Source organism: Paraburkholderia silvatlantica (assembly GCF_003096715.1).
In the GTDB taxonomy this organism is placed as follows: Bacteria; Pseudomonadota; Gammaproteobacteria; order Burkholderiales; family Burkholderiaceae; genus Paraburkholderia; species Paraburkholderia silvatlantica.
On the sequence record NZ_QEOL01000050.1, the window covers coordinates 1 to 17,953 of the forward strand.

The 17,953-nt window shown below is 62.5% G+C and carries 14 protein-coding genes and 1 pseudogene; 12 read left to right on the top strand and 3 right to left on the bottom strand.

All coding sequences use genetic code 11. The features are described 5' to 3' along the window. Window positions 1–193: 193 nt before the first annotated feature. Complete coding sequence (locus C7411_RS36250; RefSeq protein WP_110388953.1) at window positions 194–1,066, bottom strand: LysR family transcriptional regulator; 873 nt, start codon at window positions 1,064–1,066, stop codon at window positions 194–196. A 208-nt stretch (window positions 1,067–1,274) separates the two neighbouring features. On the opposite strand from C7411_RS36250, the gene C7411_RS36255 reads away from it, so the two are divergent. From C7411_RS36255 to argE, 7 genes are read left to right on the top strand one after another with little or no spacing between them, the layout of a single operon-like run. Next, window positions 1,275–2,126: a transporter substrate-binding domain-containing protein gene (locus tag C7411_RS36255; protein WP_110388954.1), complete on the top strand. Its 852-nt coding sequence runs from the start codon at window positions 1,275–1,277 to the stop codon at window positions 2,124–2,126. Between the two features lie 11 nt (window positions 2,127–2,137). Further along, window positions 2,138–2,818: an amino acid ABC transporter permease gene (locus C7411_RS36260; RefSeq protein ID WP_110388965.1), complete on the top strand. Its 681-nt coding sequence runs from the start codon at window positions 2,138–2,140 to the stop codon at window positions 2,816–2,818. Continuing rightward, entirely contained in the window at window positions 2,808–3,470 is a 663-nt protein-coding gene (locus C7411_RS36265; protein ID WP_110388955.1) for an amino acid ABC transporter permease, read from the top strand. Before C7411_RS36260 ends, C7411_RS36265 begins: the two co-directional genes overlap by 11 nt. 33 nt (window positions 3,471–3,503) lie before the next feature. Then, on the top strand, window positions 3,504–4,463 hold the full coding sequence (locus C7411_RS36270; RefSeq protein WP_110388956.1) for an agmatinase: 960 nt from the start codon (window positions 3,504–3,506) through the stop codon (window positions 4,461–4,463). Beyond that, entirely contained in the window at window positions 4,460–5,206 is a 747-nt protein-coding gene (locus tag C7411_RS36275) for an amino acid ABC transporter ATP-binding protein (RefSeq protein WP_110388957.1), read from the top strand. Before C7411_RS36270 ends, C7411_RS36275 begins: the two co-directional genes overlap by 4 nt. A gap of 19 nt (window positions 5,207–5,225) precedes the next feature. Next, complete coding sequence (locus tag C7411_RS36280) at window positions 5,226–5,642, top strand: RidA family protein (protein ID WP_042272881.1); 417 nt, start codon at window positions 5,226–5,228, stop codon at window positions 5,640–5,642. Window positions 5,643–5,644: 2 nt separating this feature from the next. Then, window positions 5,645–6,799, top strand: a complete 1,155-nt coding sequence (gene argE / locus C7411_RS36285) for an acetylornithine deacetylase (RefSeq protein ID WP_110388958.1) — start codon at window positions 5,645–5,647, stop codon at window positions 6,797–6,799. Between the two features lie 563 nt (window positions 6,800–7,362). Here the strand turns inward: argE and C7411_RS36290 are convergent. After that, window positions 7,363–8,190, bottom strand: a complete 828-nt coding sequence (locus C7411_RS36290) for a helix-turn-helix transcriptional regulator (RefSeq protein WP_110388959.1) — start codon at window positions 8,188–8,190, stop codon at window positions 7,363–7,365. 132 nt (window positions 8,191–8,322) lie between these two features. On the opposite strand from C7411_RS36290, the gene C7411_RS36295 reads away from it, so the two are divergent. The 5 genes from C7411_RS36295 (at window position 8,323) to C7411_RS36315 (ending at window position 17,315) form a co-directional block, all read left to right on the top strand. Then, window positions 8,323–12,126, top strand: coding sequence for an autotransporter-associated beta strand repeat-containing protein (locus tag C7411_RS36295; RefSeq protein WP_110388960.1), 3,804 nt, complete (start codon window positions 8,323–8,325; stop codon window positions 12,124–12,126). Window positions 12,127–12,724: 598 nt separating this feature from the next. Further along, window positions 12,725–13,582 (top strand): MurR/RpiR family transcriptional regulator, encoded by an 858-nt coding sequence (locus C7411_RS36300; RefSeq protein WP_110388961.1) that lies wholly within the window; start codon window positions 12,725–12,727, stop codon window positions 13,580–13,582. A gap of 280 nt (window positions 13,583–13,862) precedes the next feature. Beyond that, complete coding sequence (locus C7411_RS36305; protein WP_110388962.1) at window positions 13,863–15,308, top strand: MFS transporter; 1,446 nt, start codon at window positions 13,863–13,865, stop codon at window positions 15,306–15,308. 24 nt (window positions 15,309–15,332) lie between these two features. Next, window positions 15,333–15,992, top strand: coding sequence for an aspartate/glutamate racemase family protein (locus tag C7411_RS36310; protein WP_110388963.1), 660 nt, complete (start codon window positions 15,333–15,335; stop codon window positions 15,990–15,992). A 201-nt stretch (window positions 15,993–16,193) separates the two neighbouring features. Then, window positions 16,194–17,315 (top strand): porin, encoded by a 1,122-nt coding sequence (locus tag C7411_RS36315; RefSeq protein ID WP_110388964.1) that lies wholly within the window; start codon window positions 16,194–16,196, stop codon window positions 17,313–17,315. 314 nt (window positions 17,316–17,629) lie between these two features. On the opposite strand, the pseudogene C7411_RS39105 reads toward C7411_RS36315, so the two are convergent. Continuing rightward, a pseudogene (locus C7411_RS39105) lies at window positions 17,630–17,851 on the bottom strand (GNAT family N-acetyltransferase); the annotation flags it as partial. Window positions 17,852–17,953: the final 102 nt, after the last annotated feature.

The window sequence follows — 17,953 nt, forward strand, 5'->3', positions numbered from 1 at the left end:
TGCCTCATTCGCCAACATAAAACCGCGTGACCGGCCTCTCCCTGACCTCCAGCGTCGGACCGTAGCCCCTACCGCGCGAGCGGTTTAGTCCGTCGACCCGCAACAGACAGTCAACCAATCCGCCACGGATGACCGGTTCCAGCTCCAGAGTGGATTTCCGGCATCCGTCGTTGGAATTCGCGCAACCGTACCGTCATTCAACACGATGAAGTTGCCGGACAAGATCCAGGAATAACTCAAGCGCGCGCGTTATTGGTCGAGAAATTTCGATAATCGCGCTAATCGTGTTTTCATAGACTGGACCGGATGACACCTCCGCGAGTGCGTGCCGTTTCGCGAACGACGCAGCGTAAGACTGCGGCAGCAGGCCAACATAGTGCCCGGACAGCACGAGCATCGCAACCGCCTCGAGCCCGGACGCCGACGGTCCGCGCCGCATCCGCAGAGTGTTGAGCGCCTCGTGCACGAACGGCTGCTCGCGATAGACGAGCGGTAGCTTCGGTGCATCGCGCAACTTGCGACGTGCCACGTAGAGTGCCTGCCGCTCGATGAAGAGCGGCAGGTAGTGGAAGGCCGCCTCGCGCCGGTACATGCCTCGAATTGCAACCTGCACGCGGCGCTCCCGCAATGCCAGGTCGAGTTCGTTGAAGGTCATCACGCGCAACTCGACGCTCACGTCGGGCGCCTGCTCCTTCAGCGCGGCGAGCACCTCCGGCAAATGACAGCCTTTGTCGCTGGCGATGTGCTCGACCATCCCGATCGACAGCGTGCCGGACAATACTCCGCGCACCGCGTCGATTTCGGGCTGAATCCGTTCCAGCGAGCGGATCGCGTCGCGCGCGAGATCGAGGGCGACCTTTCCCGCGTGCGTCAGCACGAATCCGGATGGGCCGCGCTCGCACAGTCGGGCGCCGAGCGTCTCCTCGACTTCGCGGATGTGACGGCTGATCGACGCCTTCGACATGTTCAGCTGTTTCTCCGCCGCCGCGAAGCCATTGGCCTGCGCGACGGCGCAGAAGATGCGCAGCGACCGCAGATCGCGCTCGCTGAATTCGGGTCGGGTCACCTGGGCGGCTCCTGAAGTGGGACGAACGGCCGGGGCGGGTGCGTCTAAAAGGTTTCATTTTCTGGAACCATACCGATAAAAAAATCATTTTTCACTCTTTTTATAGCGACATACATTCGGTCGCTAGCCGAATCGCGCAAAGCCGTGGCGTTCACGGCGTGCCGGTCCGTCACCCACACGGCAACCCGACCCGAACGCGGAGAGAGCAATGAGAAAACTGACCCGACGATCCTTTATCCAGAGCACGCTCGCATCGGGCGCGGCACTGGCGCTGCCGAGCCTTGCGTTTGCCGAGGGCGGCACGCTCGCGGACATCAAGAAGCGCGGCACCCTGGTGGTCGGCACCGAGGCCGCGTACGAGCCGTTCGAATTCGTCGAAAACGGGCAGATCGTCGGATACGGGCACGATGTGCTCGAGTTGATGGTGGCGAAACTCGGCGTGAAACTCGAGCAGATGAACCTGCCGTTCCAGGGCCTGCTTCCGGGCCTGATGTCGCACAAGTTCGATTTCGTCGCGACCAGTGTCGGCATCACGCCGGAACGCGCCAAACGCTTTGCGTTCAGCGAACCAGTCGGCGTGGTGCGCTCGGAGCTGATGGTACGCGCCGACGATACGTCGATCAAGCAGGATCTCGACATCGGCGGCAAGACGATCGGCACGCAGATGGGCTCGTCGTCGCAGCCCGTCGCCGACGAGTTCGAGAAGGAGCTGAAGGCGAAGACTGGCAAGGGTTATGCGGGCACCAAGCTGTTCCAGGCGTATCCGGACGTGTCGAACGCGCTCGCGAACAGGACCATCGACGTCGCGCTGATGCCGTCGAACATCGCGGCCGTGCAGATGAAGCGGCAGCCGAACGCGTTCCGCATCGTCGGCACGATCGGTCAGCCGAAGCTGCTCGCGTGGGTTGCCAACCCGAACGATCTCGAGATCCGCAAGTTCATCAACGATTCGCTCGATGAATTCCGCACGAACGGCAAGCTCGCCGCTTTGCAGACGAAATGGTTCGGCGCGCCGATGGACACGCCGCGCGCGAACTATCTGCCGGCCGGCGCCATCTGACGCGCACCGTCATGCTCGACTGGATCGACAGCGGCGGCGTGATCGCGCCATTTCTTGACGGCGTCGTGTCGGGGACGGCGCTTACGCTAGCCGCTTCGGCCTGTGCGTTCGCCATCGGACTCGTGCTCGGCATCATCCTGCTGCTCGCGCGCGTCTCGCAGTTCGGCCCGCTGCGCGCGCTGGTGGTGCTATGGGTGAGCCTGATTCGTGGCACGCCGGCGTTGATTCACATGCTGATCGCTTATTACATGGTGCCCGCACTGCTCGACATTTCGATCTCGCCGGTCACCGCGGGTATCGCTGCGCTCGCGTGCAATACCAGCGCGTACATCGTCGAAATCCTGCGCGGGTCGCTCGGCACGATCTCGTGGGGACAACGCGCGGCCGGGTACGCGATGGGCATGCGCACCGCCCAGGTGTGGCGCCACGTGCTGCTGCCGCAGATGATCTATCGCGCGATTCCGCCGCTCACCAGCGAGTTCACGCTGCTGCTGAAAGCGTCGTCGCTGATGTCGATCATCGCGGTGCCGGAACTCGCGACGGTCGCGCGCAATGCCACGCTGCAAACCGACTTGCCGCTGCAGGTCTTCACGATCACTGCGGCGGTCTACTTCCTGATCCTGTTCTGTATTTCGGCCGTTTCGCGACTCTGCGAGCGCCGCATCGCGAGGATGCTGCCTCATGGCCATTGATATTTCGATCGTGCGCGAAGCGGTGCCGGTGCTGCTCGACGGACTTCGTGTCACAGCGCTGGTCAGCGCGATCGGCATCCCGCTCGGCGCTGTCGCGGGAATCGTCGCCGCGTACGCCGCACAATCGCGCACGCTCCTGAAGTCGGTGGCGCTCGCCTACGTCGAACTGGTGCGCAACGTTCCCTACCTGATTCTCGTCTACCTGTCGTTCTTCGGCCTGCCGAAGCTCGGCATGGGCGCGTCGGCGATGACCGTGGCGATCGGCTGCACCGCGTTCTATACGGGCGGCTACTTCTGCGAAATCCTGCGAGCGGCGTTGCGCAGCGTACCGCGCGGGCAGACCCAGGCGTCGTTCTCCCTTGGCATGACGTTCTGGCAGACACAGCGCCACGTGATTGCGCCGCAACTGTTTGGTTACCTCACGCCGCCAACCACGAGCCTCGTGATCATGATGTTCAAGGACTCGGCCATTTTCTCGGTCATGAGCCTGCCGGAGATGACCTACCAGAGCAATCTGCTCACCGCCAACACTTTCGCGTACGTCGAAGTGCTCGGCACGACGGCATTGATCTACTGGATCTGCAGCGTTCTGCTGGCCGGCATCGGCCGCCGTCTGGAGATCGCGATCGGACGGCGCACGCCCCACGTCTGACGCAGATCCCGCCATTTCCCTGGAGATATTCGCATGCCCCAATACACTGTAGCGCCGCGCACCGGCCATCCCACGCTGCTCTACTCGGAACTCGATCTGGACATCGACAACCTGAAGGCCGACATCGCCGTGCTCGGCATGCCGTACGGCGCACCGTATTCGCCGTCCGATTTCAGCAACGACCAGACCAACGCGCCGTCGGCGATCCGCCAGGCGACCGACCGCGTCGTGCGCAGGCCTGAGCATTACGACTTCGATATCGACGGTCCGCTGCTGCAAGGCCGCGACGACGTGCGTTTCGTCGATTGCGGTGACATCATTCCCGATCTGACGAGGCCGGGTGAGCACTACGCGCGCGCCGAGGCTGCGGTTCGCCGCATCGTCGCCGGCGGCGCGATGCCGATCGTGCTCGGCGGCGATCACGGCATCACGACGCCGATCCTGCGCGGACTCGATGCCAGAGGTCCGATCACACTCGTGCACATCGACGCCCATCTCGACTGGCGCGACGATGTCAACGGCGTTCGCGAAGGCCTGTCGAGCCCGATCCGCCGCGCGTCGGAAATGGCGCACGTCGACCGCATCATCCAGATCGGCTTGCGCGCGCAAGGCAGCGGTCGTCCCGAGGAACTCGTCGCCGCGCGCGCGTATGGCTCGGAACTCGTCACGGCGTACGAACTGCACGATATCGGCATGGATGCAGTGCTCGCGCGCATACCCGACGGCGGCAACTATTATCTGACGATCGACGCCGACGGCCTCGATCCTTCAGTGATGCCGGCCGTCGCGGGTCCGGCGCCGGGCGGCGTGACCTTCGTGCAGGCGCGCAAGCTGATCCACGGGCTGGTGAAAAAGGGCCGCGTGGTCGGCATGGACATCGTCGAAATCCAGCCGGAAAAGGACGACGCGAATCTGATTTCGTGCGTGACTGCGGGGCGCCTGATTCTCAACCTGATCGGCGCGTCGATTCGCGCGGGATATTTCGACAAATGAACGCGAATCGGGCTGTCATCGATATCCGCGGCATCGACAAGTGGTACGGCAACCATCACGTGCTCAAGCAGTGCTCGACACACGTGAACAAGGGCGAGATCGTCGTCGTATGCGGGCCGTCGGGTTCGGGCAAATCTACGCTGATCAAGACCGTCAATGCACTGGAGCCGTTCCAGAACGGCGACATCGTCGTCGACGGCACGTCGCTCCGCGCGAAGTCGACCAACCTGCCGAAACTGCGCAGCCGCGTCGGCATGGTGTTCCAGCACTTCGAGCTGTTTCCGCATCTGGACCTGACGCGCAATCTCACGCTCGCGCAGCGCATCGTGCTCGGTCGCGACGAAGGCTGCGCACGTACGAAGGCGCGTGAACTGCTTGATCGTGTCGGTCTGTCGGCGCATGCGCACAAGTACCCGGCGCAGTTGTCGGGCGGCCAGCAACAGCGCGTTGCGATTGCGCGCGCGTTGTCGATGGATCCGATGGCGATGCTGTTCGACGAACCGACCTCGGCGCTCGACCCGGAGATGGTCAACGAAGTGCTCGACGTGATGGTCGAACTCGCGCGCGAAGGCATGACCATGATGGTGGTCACGCATGAGATGGGCTTTGCGAAGCGCGTCGCGCATCGCGTGGTCTTCATGGAAGACGGCGCGATCATCGAAGACAGTCCGACTGACGTGTTCTTTCAGGACGCCGCGAGCGCCGCCGCGAAACGCTTTCTTTCCAGAATCCTTCATCACTGAACCTTCGAATCATCCCGACATGACGACTCATACCCGCATCCGCAAATTCAACACTCGCGAGACGTATCCGGAACAGAAGCTGGACAACGACCTGTGCCAGGCGGTGATTGCCGGTAACACGGTGTACCTGCGCGGCCAGATCGGCCAGGATCTCGACACGCGCGAATCGGTTGGCATTGGCGATGTCGTCGCACAAACCGAGAAGGCGATGTCGAACGTGAAGATGCTGCTCGACGAATGCGGCAGCAAGCTCGAAGATATCTGCAAGGTCACGGTCTACATCATCGATCCACGCTACCGCGAAGCCGTCTATAACGTGATGGGCCGCTGGCTCAAGGGCGTTTTTCCGGTGTCAACCGGCATCGTCGTGCAGGCGCTCGCACGTCCCGAGTGGGTCGTCGAGATCGACGTGATCGCGGTTAAACCGGACGCGTAATCATGCCGCTCAGCCGAAGCGCCGAACTGCTGAAAACGCTGATTGCGTTCCCGACCATCTCGCGCACGCCGAATCTCGCGCTGATCGAGCACGTCGCCGGACTGCTGGGCGCGGCGGGCATCAGCAGCACGATCGTCAGGAACGACGCGGGCACCTGTGCGAACCTGTTCGCAAGCACGGGACCGGCGGACGTACCTGGTGTGATGCTATCGGGACACACGGACGTCGTGCCTGTCGAAGGACAGCCGTGGACGATGCCTCCCTTCGAGGCCACGCCCCGTGACGGGCGGCTTTACGGCCGCGGCACTGCCGACATGAAGGGCTTCGTCGCCTGCGCGGTCATTGCAATGATCGATGCGGCGGCGCGGACATTGAAGAAGCCCTTGCAGCTAGCGCTGTCGTATGACGAGGAGATCGGCTGCGTCGGCGTGCGGCGGCTGATCGATGTGCTGGAGACGGCCCCGGTGCGGCCGGAACTGTGCATCATAGGCGAACCGACGATGATGCAGATCGCAACCGGCCACAAAGGCAAGGCTGCGTATCGCGCGGTCTGCCGCGCAGAGGAAGGCCATTCGGCGCTTGCACCGAAGTATCTGAATGCAATCCATGTCGCCGCTGACTGGATCGCGGGCATTCGCGCGGCGCAGCAGCATCTCGCCGAAAGCGGCGCGCACGACGACGGTTACGACGTGCCGTATTCGACGATTCACGTCGGGACGATTCATGGCGGCAAGGCGCTCAACATCGTACCGAACGCATGCACGCTCGAATTCGAAATCCGCACGCTCGCGAGCGATAACGCCGACGCAATACTCGTAGACATCCGCTCGCGGGCCTCGATCGCAAGCGCCTCGGCTTTTCACGGGAAAGTGCATCTGCCTGCCGTCGAGGAAATCAATACCTATCCCGGCCTGGACACGCATGTCGCGAGCGATGCCGTGAGGTTTCTCGAAACCCTGCTGCCACCAGACACGCAGAAGCGCAAGGTTGCGTTCGGCACCGAAGGGGGCCTATTTTCGACGCGACTGTCGGTGCCGACAGTCGTCTGCGGCCCGGGTGACATAGGCGTCGCGCACAAGCCCGACGAATACGTCGCATTGGCGCAGTTGGATGCATGCGACAACTTTCTCGCCCAGCTAACGAGCTGCTTGCAGTAAGTCCCGATTTCCTGGGCAGCGGCCCATGCAAAGTTGGCGCGTGGGAGATGTGCAATGCCGCGCCGTAAGCGAACGACCGCATCTGATGTGGAACCAACGTCTGAGCGACCTACTCACGAGGCTGGCTAATGACGGCTCCTGGCGTGCGACGTGAAAAGGCGGCGCTTTTCCAGTGGGTGAAAGCCCCACCCGGCAACCGCTCCACCCGGACGCAACCGGGGCAATCGTGGAGGTAACGAAGCGGGTGAAGCCTTCGGTGAAGCGTGTCACGAAATACGGTGACAGCGTGAGTGTGCAGGCCGTAACGCGGGTGAGCGCCGGGCAAGCCTCGAAAACGTCGATGCGCAGGCAGGCCGACCCGAGGCCATGTCGGAGAAGGCTGATACGGCTGCACACTGCGGAAATTGCGCTGTGAAGGTGCCCCTCGCGTCGACAGTCCTCCATGCACGGCAAAGGGACGCTCGCGGCTGCGTGGCTCGTCGAGCGGGGTCGGCGCGTGATCCGCTCGGGGTATCAGATGGCTGCGCCGCTTTGAGTGTCGGGCGGCTGAGGCTTTGCCACCCTCACGACCCCGCCGCCGTCTGCGTCTTCCACGTCTCGACCGGCAGTTTCCAGAGCGGCGGCATCTGCGAAAACGGCGGCACGGTATGGACGAGCCGCGCCAGCGCGAGGCGGCTGTCCGTGCCGATCTTGCTGAAAATGGCCTTCAAGTGCGCCTTGACCGTATCCAGACTGACGCCCATCGCAACTGCGATGGCCTCGTTGGATTTGCCTTGGGCGATCCATACGGCCACCTCCACCTGACGCTGCGTTAGCTCGGGAAACGCATAGTGCAGACGGTCCGCCGCGGAGAGCTTGTCCACCGTGCACCGCTGCGCCTGGCGATACGCGCGCAGCACGTGCGCACGATAGGCTTGCAGCCGGTCGCGTTCGGCGTCGTTATAGGGCGCGCGGCCCACGACCCGGTGGGCACTGAGGTTCAGTGCGTATTCGCCGTGCTGGATCACGACGTCCATGATGCGGCGCGCACGCGACGGCAGGAACACTTCACGCGCCATCGGCAGCGCCATGAATTCTTCGTCGGTGAAGATATCGGACTCGCGCACGGCGCGCTCGCCAAAGAAGGCCGGATCTTTCTGCCAGAAAGGATGACTGCCCGCGTGGCGCGCATACAGCTCGAAGGCCTCCTTGCGCCGGGCGGGATCGTCCTCGACCGACAGCAACGCTCTCAACTCCCCGCTGCGGTAGTGCACCTCCGTCCAGCCGACCACGTCGGAATCGGTCAGCCGGGCCACACTCTCGAACAAGATGCCCGGCAGCGTAATCAGGTCCGGTTCGGCTTCGTAGAGCCGCACGATTTCATGCAGGAGAGCGGGGTCGTCGGTGTGCATATCACTCGTTCGAGTAATGGAATCTTCTGAGGATAAATCTTACATTGAGCCTCTGATCTGCGTGGCGCCGCACGCCCGCAAGGACCGCGTCGTACAAGGGTTCGAAGAATAATCAACCGGGGAATCAAAATAATGAATCACGCATATCGCGTTGTCTGGAACGCGAGCCTGGGTGGATGGCAGGCCGTGTCGGAGTTGGCACGTTCGGCCGCGAAGGGGATTTCGGCAAAACGGGGTGGCGCCCGAAAGCGCGTCGTCGGGACCGGGGCGGCATTGACAGCGTTGTCACTCACGCTCGCCGCGACGGGGGCGCACGCCGACAATCTGCTCGTCGGCACAGGCGGCGCCGGCGGCGGTAACGGCGGAACGGGCAGCATCGGAGGAGGAGGTGGTGGGCCGGCCTTTTTTCTCGCGGGCGGCGGCGGCCTCGGCGGTCTCCCGGGAGTCACGCAGACGGTCGTCAGTCCGGTCAGCGGCGGCAGCATCGGGCCGTCCTACGATTACGTCGTGATCGGTGGCGGCGGTGGCGGCGGCGGCGGATCGGGCGGCGTCAACGGCGCGATGGGCGGCACGGGGGAACTCGATCTCACCGGCACGACGCTCAACGTCGGCAACAACCTCTACGTCGGCGGAGCCGGTGGCGGCGGTGGTGCCGGAAACAGCTTCGGCGATCGCGGCGGCAATGGCGGAAACGGCGGAAACGGGACGCTCACGCTGACCGGCGGGGCGACCGTCGCGGTCGGCGGGCAGCTCGAGATCGGCGGCGTCGGAGGCGCGGGTGGCGCCTGCGGCTGTTCGGGAAATGGCGGCGCGGGCGGTGCCGGCGTGCTGAACCTCGGCGACGGCGGCACGCTGAACCTGACCAGCGGCACGTTCATCATCGGCGGTGGCAGCGCGCTCAATATCGGCAACGCCACCGCCGACGGCGCGACGGCCGGCGCCATCGTCGGCCTTGCCGGCAGCGTCACCAACAATGGCTCGATCAACTTCAACCAGTCCGATGCGTCCTATACGTTCTCGAACGTGATCGCCGGCGCCGGCACGGTCACGCAGAGCGGCAGCGGCACGACCATCCTGACCGCGGCCAACACCTACTCGGGTGGCACGACCGTCAACGCCGGGCTCATCCATTTCAGCAACGGCGGCAATCTCGGAACGGGCAATGTCACGTTGAACGGCGGCGGCCTGCAGTGGGCCGCCGGAAACACGACCGACATTTCCAGCCGCCTCAATGCGCTGGGCGCGTACGGCGGCACGTTCGACACTAACGGCAACGACGTGACGATGGCGAGCGGCATCGGCGGGGTGGGCGGCGTGACGAAAGCGGGCGCAGGCACGCTGACGCTCACCGCCGCCAACAGCTACAGCGGCGCCACGACGATCAGTGGCGGCACGCTGGCGCTGGGCGGCGCGGGCAGCATTGCGTCCTCGAGTGGCGTGATCGACAACGGCACGTTCGATATTTCGGGCACAACGAACGGCGCCGCCATCGCGAACCTGAGTGGCACGGGCATCGCGACACTCGGCGCAAAGACGCTGACGCTGACTGCCGCGAGCGGCACCTTCGACGGCACGATCGGCGGAACGGGCGCGCTCGTCAGGCAGGGCTCGGGCACGTGGACGCTCACGGGCGCCAACAGCTACAGCGGCGCCACGACGATCAGTGGCGGCACGCTGGCACTGGGCGGCACGGGCAGCATCGCGTCCTCGAGTGGCGTGATCGACAACGGCACGTTCGATATTTCGGGCACAACGAACGGCGCCGCCATTGCGAACCTGAGTGGCACCGGCGTCGCGACGCTCGGCGCAAAGACGCTGACGCTGACTGCCGCGAGCGGCACCTTCGACGGCACGATCGGCGGAACGGGCACGCTCGTCAGGCAGGGCTCGGGCACGTGGACGCTCACGGGCGCCAACAGCTACAGCGGCGCCACGACGATCAGTGGCGGCACGCTGGCGCTGGGCGGCGCGGGCAGCATCGCGTCCTCGAGTGGCGTGATCGACAACGGCACGTTCGATATTTCGGGCACAACGAACGGCGCCGCCATCGCGAACCTGAGTGGCACCGGCATCGCGACGCTCGGCGCAAAGACGCTGACGCTGACTGCCGCGAGCGGCACCTTCGACGGCACGATCGGCGGAACGGGCGCGCTCGTCAGGCAGGGCTCGGGCACGTGGACGCTCACGGGCGCCAACAGCTACAGCGGCGCCACGACGATCAGTGGCGGCACGCTGGCGCTGGGCGGCGCGGGCAGCATTGCGTCCTCGAGTGGCGTGATCGACAACGGCACGTTCGATATTTCGGGCACAGCGAACGGCGCCGCCATCGCGAACCTGAGCGGCACGGGCATCGCGGCGCTCGGCGCAAAGACGCTGACGCTGACTGCTGCGAACGGCACTTTCAGCGGCACGATCGCGGGCACGGGCACACTCGTGAAGCAAGGCAGCGGCCTGCTGACCCTCGACGGCAATAGCGCGGCGTTCGCGGGCAACACGACCGTCTCGGGCGGCGCGCTCGAAGTGGGCGACGCCGATTCACCGACGGCCGCGCTCGGCGGCAACGTCAACGTCGCCGCCGCCGGCACACTGCGCGGCCACGGCACCGTGCTCGGCGACGTGGTCAACGGCGGCACGGTCGCGCCGGGCGGCTCAATCGGCACGCTGAGCGTCGGCGGCAACTACGCGCAGGCGAGCAACGCGACACTCGCGATCGAGGTCAGCCCGAGCGGCGCGTCGGCGCTGAATGTCGGCGGCAGCGCTACGCTGAACGGCGTGCTCGCCATCACCTACGGTCCGGGCACGTATGCGGCGAAGTCGTACACGCTAGTGTCGGCGGCGAAGGGCATCAGCGGCACGTTCGGCAGCGTGACGAGCGCCAAGGTGTCTTACCTCGGCACGCTGACGCCTTCGGTCGCCTATGGTGCGAACGAGGTCGAACTCACGCTCGCGGCCGCAGCGCCGCCGCCGTCGGACCCCGTCACGCCGTCCGCGCCTGTCGTCGTGGCGCCCGTCGACACGAGCATCTACGCCGCAGTCGGCACATCGACGATACTCGGCGCACAGGCGCAAGGCGCGGCGCTGCTCGAGCGGCTGGGCAGCGGTTGGGCGGCTGCGTCAGCGACGCCCCGTGGCTGGATCACGGCGACGGGCAGCCACACGAATGTCGGCGGCACGAACGGCGAGCCCGGCTTTCAGAGCAACCGCTACGGCTTCCTCGCGGGGCTCGAGCGGAAGTACGGCGAATACGACGCGGGCGTGGCCGTGGGCTACGACCACGCGGACATCGACGAAGCGGTGACGACTGACTTGGGCACCACCGATACGCTGCGTGCCGCGCTTTACGGCCGCCGCCGCGTGGGGCCGGTCGATCTCGGCGCGACGCTGGGCGCGGGGCTGGACTTCCTCTCGCAGAAGCGCCCGTTCGGGCCGCTGGGCACCGCCGAGGGCGACCATATGGGCCAGGAGTTCAACGTGGGCGGTCAGGCGAGCCTGCCGATGACGTTCGGCGACGTGCGGATCACACCGCGCGTCGGCCTGCGCTACGCCTATTTCCATGCGAACGGCTTTGACGAGAGCGGCGCGGGCGGACAGGATTTAGTTGTCGGCACGGACAATGTGCGCAGCCTCCAGCCCTACGTGGCCGTGACGGTCGACAAGGCGTTCGGCGACGCGTTGCGGCCCGTGAACGCCGAGCTGCGCATCGGCTATGCGCACGAACTGCTCGATGCGAACCGCACGCTGAGCGTGACGTCGCTCGATGGCACGGTGTTCGCGGCGCCGGGCACGAGCCTGCCGCGCGGGTACCTGAGCGCCGGCGCGAGCGTGACGCTGCATCCGGCGAAGCACCTCGACGTATCGCTTGGCTACGACGCGGTGATCAACACGACGCACGTGTCGGCGCAACAGGGCAGCTTGCAGGTCGGATACCGGTTCTGAGGGTCGGCTGACGCGAACCGCGTGGACGTTCGGCAGACCCGCTGCATGCCGGCACGCGAAAGTCCGATGTCCAGGTGGATGCGACGTTCGAATGTCCACGCGAAGTCGCAGGCCACCGTCCGCTTATGGCCGTTGAAATCGAAGGTGGTTGGAGGACACCCTGACGCACGTCGGCCTCGAACTTCAGTACACGACCACGACCCATCCCCGTCATTCGTCTAAAGGACAGGGCTAACCGGCCAGTGGGTCACGGAAGCTATCGCTACATCGTCGACTGCGACTGGCGCGTTATGCTTCCATCCGCACCCATCTTTTCGGACCTTCCGTGGGAAGCGAAACGGCACGCAGAGGTGATCGACTCTGGTGGATGCGTACGGCCGGTTCAACGGACATGAAGATATTCCCGAGAGGCAACCGGCAGCTTCTATCGTATCCACGGTTGCATCTGAGCGCCAGACTTGCAGCAAGAACATTCGGACCATAGACCGCAACGTTTCGTCGGGGTCGCCAAAACCGCAAGCTATACTGATGCGCTCGCCTGAAGCAACCTTCGAAGCGGGCGTATTCTCACTTCCACGAACGAAAGGACCAGCACGGCATGCAAGAGACGTCTCACTCTTTCGTTGGCCGCATCCGGGATAGCCTGGAAGACCTTCCCAGTAAAGAGCGCCGTCTCGCGGATTTCGTTCTGGATTTCCCCGGCGATCTTGCCAGTTATACAGCGAGCGAACTGGCTGTGCTGGCGGACGTGTCAAATTCAACCGTCAGCCGGTTCATCCGCCGCTTGGGTTATGAAAGCTTTGACGAAGCACGCCGACAGGTCCGCGCCGAGAAAGAAACGGGCTCGCCGCTCTTCCTATCCGAAGCCCACGCCACAAGCGAATCCGCGTCCCTTGACGGTCATCTTCAGCAAAGTCAGCGCAACCTGACCGCGACATTTGCAGCCACATCGGGTGCCCGGATTGCCGAAGTTGCTCAGGGCATCGCAGGTGCCAATCGCGTGCTCGTCGTGGGCTACCGCAGTAGCCATGCTTTCGCTGTCTACTTTCGCTGGCAGATCATCCAGGTCGCAGAAAATACCCTGGCGATTCCAGGCGCCGGCGAGACCATCGGCGAATATCTCGCGGGGCTTAATCCCGGCGATTTCCTCGTCGTGTTCGGCATGCGCCGGCGGGTCCAGCAGCTCGCCGCCGTTATCGCCTTTGCCGCCAAAGCCGGCGCGAAGATTCTTTACATCACCGACTCCCAGTCTCCGCCGCACCCCAAGGCGACGTGGACGATTCATTGTGTAACCACGGGTCCCGGACCGCTGGACAATCACGTTGCGGTAATGGCCCTGTGTGATGTGCTGGCCACCCGAGTCATGGATCTGAAAGGCGCAACCGGCAGAAAGCGGCTTGCCGCGATTGAGGTCGCACACGAGGCTGTCGATGAAATGGCGAGCCGTCCGCGGTAATCACGCCACCCAGTAAGAAAAATATTTTTCATATTCGGAGATCCCTTTGCGCAACCGACATCAAAAATCGGATGCACAAAAACGCTCGAAGGAGTGCAAAATTCCATGATTTACGCGCGTTCATTGGGAATTTCTGCACCAGAAAACTCTGCTGTCGCACCAGAAAAAAGTATTTTCAATGTGAAAAAGATTTTTCTTTTAATTTGAAAAATGAAAAGTTACAGTCGCTTCTGCTGACGGCGCGCCGAGGTGGTTCGCCCAGTCTCTCAGGAGCAATGCAATGGCCGGCGCGCATTTTGTCCCTTCATCAGAAAGCACATCGCAAACCGCTGCGCTGGACCAGGCGCTGAACCGGATCGGGTTCACTTCGGCCCATCGCACGATCCTCCTGCTGATCATTCTGGGCGGGCTGTTTGACGCGTTTGAGCAAAACTCCATCGGTATCGTTGGGCCGGTCTTGCGCCAAAGCTGGGGGCTCACCGCCACCCAGATTGGTCTGCTCAATACCGCCACCTTTGCGTTCGCGGCACTTGGTCGGTTGCTCTCCGGATTGATCGGAGACCGGTATGGGCGACGCGTGATGCTGGTGACGGACCTCCTGCTATTCACGCTGGGCGCTATCATTTGCGCGCTGGCGCCGAACTTCGCGATTCTTCTGATCGGCAGAGCAATCGTTGGCTTTGGACTCGGCGGAGAGATGTCGATTGCCGTGACCATGCTGGCGGAATTCTGCTCCACGCGGAGTCGCGGCGCCGTGGTCGGTTTGCTGAATGTTGGCGCGGGGGGGCTTGGAAATTTCCTTGCTCCCGCGTTTGGTCTGCTGGTTTTCTCCGTTTTTTCAGGGCCGGACAGATGGCGCTGGCTGTTTGCATGTCTGGTTTTACCCGCGCTGCTCGGCGTGTTCTATCGTCGCATCGTGCCCGAAACCCCGCGCTTCCTTCTGTCGCGTGGAGACGTCGCGCAGACCAATCTCGTGCTGTCGAAACTCGCTTCCGGGAAGCTGAGTGGCACGCCCCGATCGATCCACGAGTACGTGACTCCCTCCGATTCCGCGGCGCCACTTCAGAACCCGCTTCAGTTCGCTGAAATATTCAGCGGTGCGCTTCTCAGGCGCACTGTCGTGGCGGCTCTGGCGGTATGGATGACCTATGGTGCGCAGATCTCGGTACTGACCTTGATGCCGACTATCCTGGTAGCTCAGGGTTATACGATCACGAAGAGCCTGGCGTTCACCATGGTGATGCAAGGTGGCAGCCTGCTCGGTGCGCTCGCAGCATCAATCTTTGGCTCCCGGTTGCCACGCAGAACCGTGCTGTTCAGCGGCGCGATTCTCGCCTGCCTGGCCGCGCTCTCATTCGGCTTTCTAGCTCATACGGTTGCACTGATCATGCTGTGCGGCGCTGTATTCCAGTTCTTTGTCCTGCTTCTGAACACCACCATCTGGATCTACGCGCCGGAACTCTATCCAACGCGTGTGAGAGCGTTCGGCACATCTTTCATCCTCGCGATCGGGACATTGGCAGGCGCCATCATGCCACTCGTTTCAGGCCGACTATTCGACGGATACGGCATTGTCGGTGTGTTTGGTCTGATCGCGGTTATGTATTCGGTCTTCGCTGCATGTGCACTGCTGGGGCCTGAAACGTTCGGCAAGTCGCTGGAAAACGTAGCCACAAGCGTTGAAGAAAACGTGCAGCCACGCAACGCGGCCACTGGCCTTTCGTGATCGCATACATATCGAAGCGCTAACATGTCCCACGTCCTTCTGCTGAACCCGAATGTCTCCGTCACCACCACCACAATGATGGTCGAGATAGCCCAGATGTGCGCTCCGCCGGGAGTTGTCGTTATGGGGGCCACCATTGAATCCGGCGTTTCGATGATCACGACGGCAGCGGAACTGAGCGCCGCGGCACACGAGGTAATAGCGTACTGGCGCCGTCAATCCGCGAAGCCGTCTGGCGTTATCGTAGGCGCGTTTGGAGACCCTGGTCTCGAACAACTGCGGGCGATGGCCGCGATACCCTGCGTCGGCCTCTGCGAGGCATCCATGCTCGAAGCCTCGACGGGAGGCCGTCGTTTTGGCATCGCGACGGTCACGCACGACCTTGTTGTTTCGATCAACCAGCGTGCAGTCGCCCTGAACATCAATGAACTGTATGCAGGTATCCGACTCACGCACGGCGATCCTGTCCAGTTGGCCAGTCGACCGGAAGAACTTATCGAGTCTCTGGCCACAGCGGTAGAACAGTCGATCACGCTGGATGGAGCGGAGGCGGTCATTATCGGAGGTGGGCCACTTGGGCAGGCAGCACTGGCACTGGCGGGGCGCTTCAGCGTTCCGATTATTGCCCCCGTGCCGGCTGCGATGCGGCAGTTACTACGCCTGATTCAAGAGCAGAATCAGTAAGGACTATATCAGCGGTCGATGAGTCCCGTGAACCTGCGGGAGCCTGGTTTTTCATCAACGCTATCAGACGATTATTGATTAGAACTACAAATCAACAATCGGGTTTTTGAACTATCAAAATCTTCAGGAAAGAGTTGCCATGTCTGTCACTAGGGAAATGGCAACGCGTCATCGCACGTCCTCAACTTAAGGGATAAGACCATGAAACGAGCTATTTTTATACTTGCCGCCGGAATCGGCGTTCCTGGAATCAGCTTCGCACAAAACAGCGTGACCCTGTATGGCGCGATTGATAATGGCCTCACCTATGTGAACAATGCCGGTGGCAAGACGTTGATTAAAGCTGCTAGCGGCGCTGACATTGGAAGTCGGTGGGGCCTGCTCGGCACGGAAGATCTTGGCGGCGGACTCAAGACGATATTCCGCCTGGAAAACGGCTTCAATTCGTTCAATGGATCGTTGGGACAGGGAGGGCTGCTGTTTGGGCGGCAGGCCTACGTTGGGCTTTCCTCGTCAGATGGATGGGGAACGGTGACAATGGGCCGCCAGTACGATCTGATTGTTGACTATATTGGACCTTCGACGTTGAATCTCCAGAACTGGGGGGCGTACTCGTCCCACGCCAATGATATCGACAACACGAACGACGCCTTTCGCGTCAACAATTCGGTTAAATATAAAAGCCCGACCTATGCAGGGCTTACGTTCAGCGCAATGTATGCGTTTGGTGGGATTGCTGGCTCGTTCGGACGCAACAGCACGACTGCCGCTGGTGCGAGCTACGTGAACGGCAACCTGTATGTGGCCGCGGCCTATTTCTTTGCCAAAGATCCGGGTACGCAGTTCCCCGACGGCAACTTCGTCGCCAATCATTCGACAAACGCCGGTGTATTTGGTTATGTGGGGCAACCAGCCAATCAACAGATTATTGGTGTGGGCGGGACATACAAGCTGAACGCTGCTACGTTCGGGCTGAACTACACGAACACGCATTTCGACGATGCTAACGGCACAACAAGTTCAGTGTCGTTCGACAGCTATGAGGCATGGATGCAATACAACCTGACGCCGGCGCTTCTGGTCGGCGGCGGCTACAATTTTGTTGACGGCAAAGTCAATTACAGCGGTCAGCGGCCGAAATATCATCAAGTCGACGTGGTCGCAAGCTATGCGTTGTCAAAACGAACAGATATCGCCTTTCAGGCAACCTATCAACGAGCGGCAGGCGGAGCGTATGCCGATATCGACAGCGCGGTAGTCGGCGCTCAATCAAGTACAAATACCCAGGTCGCGCTTCACGCAGGATTGCGGGTCAGGTTCTGAGCTTTTATTCCTCGACAATTCAAAGGGCAACGGGCGACGGCTCGCCCATCAGACTTCCGGATGATCCGCCGTCGCAGAACTCGTGGCCACGTGTCTCGATAAGACGACGTCTGCTTTCAGAGGCAAAGGGGGCCTTTGAATGTCCGAGTTGAACCGCAATCGAGTGGCTGTAGCTGGCCGACCAGCGCCCCATGACAGGGCGCGGCGATCGTCTTGGGCACGGCTCTCATGCAAAAGGCATAACCCGACCCGAAGGCGACACTTGGTTCAGCATAAAAGCGGCCGCTCAAGACGCTCCAGGTACTGTTGCGCTGTTATAGCGTCTTTGCCATGCACGTGGCCGATGCGGGACAGAGAGATGCAAATTGCGAAGTGGACTGGATTCGGCTCGGCGCCACCGTCCTCTCGAAATTCTGATATCCCATGGCTGCAAAAAATTCGACTGCCGTTGTCGTCAGCAAGAACAGGCGACGCACGCCGCTGTCAGTTGCATCCCGCTCCACCGTTGCCACGAGTGTGCGACCAAGGCCGTCCCGTCGTGCACGACGGACTAAACCGCTCGCGCGGTAGGGGCTACGGTCCGACGCTGGAGGTCAGGGAGAGGCCGGTCACGCGGTTTTATGTTGGCGAATGAGGCA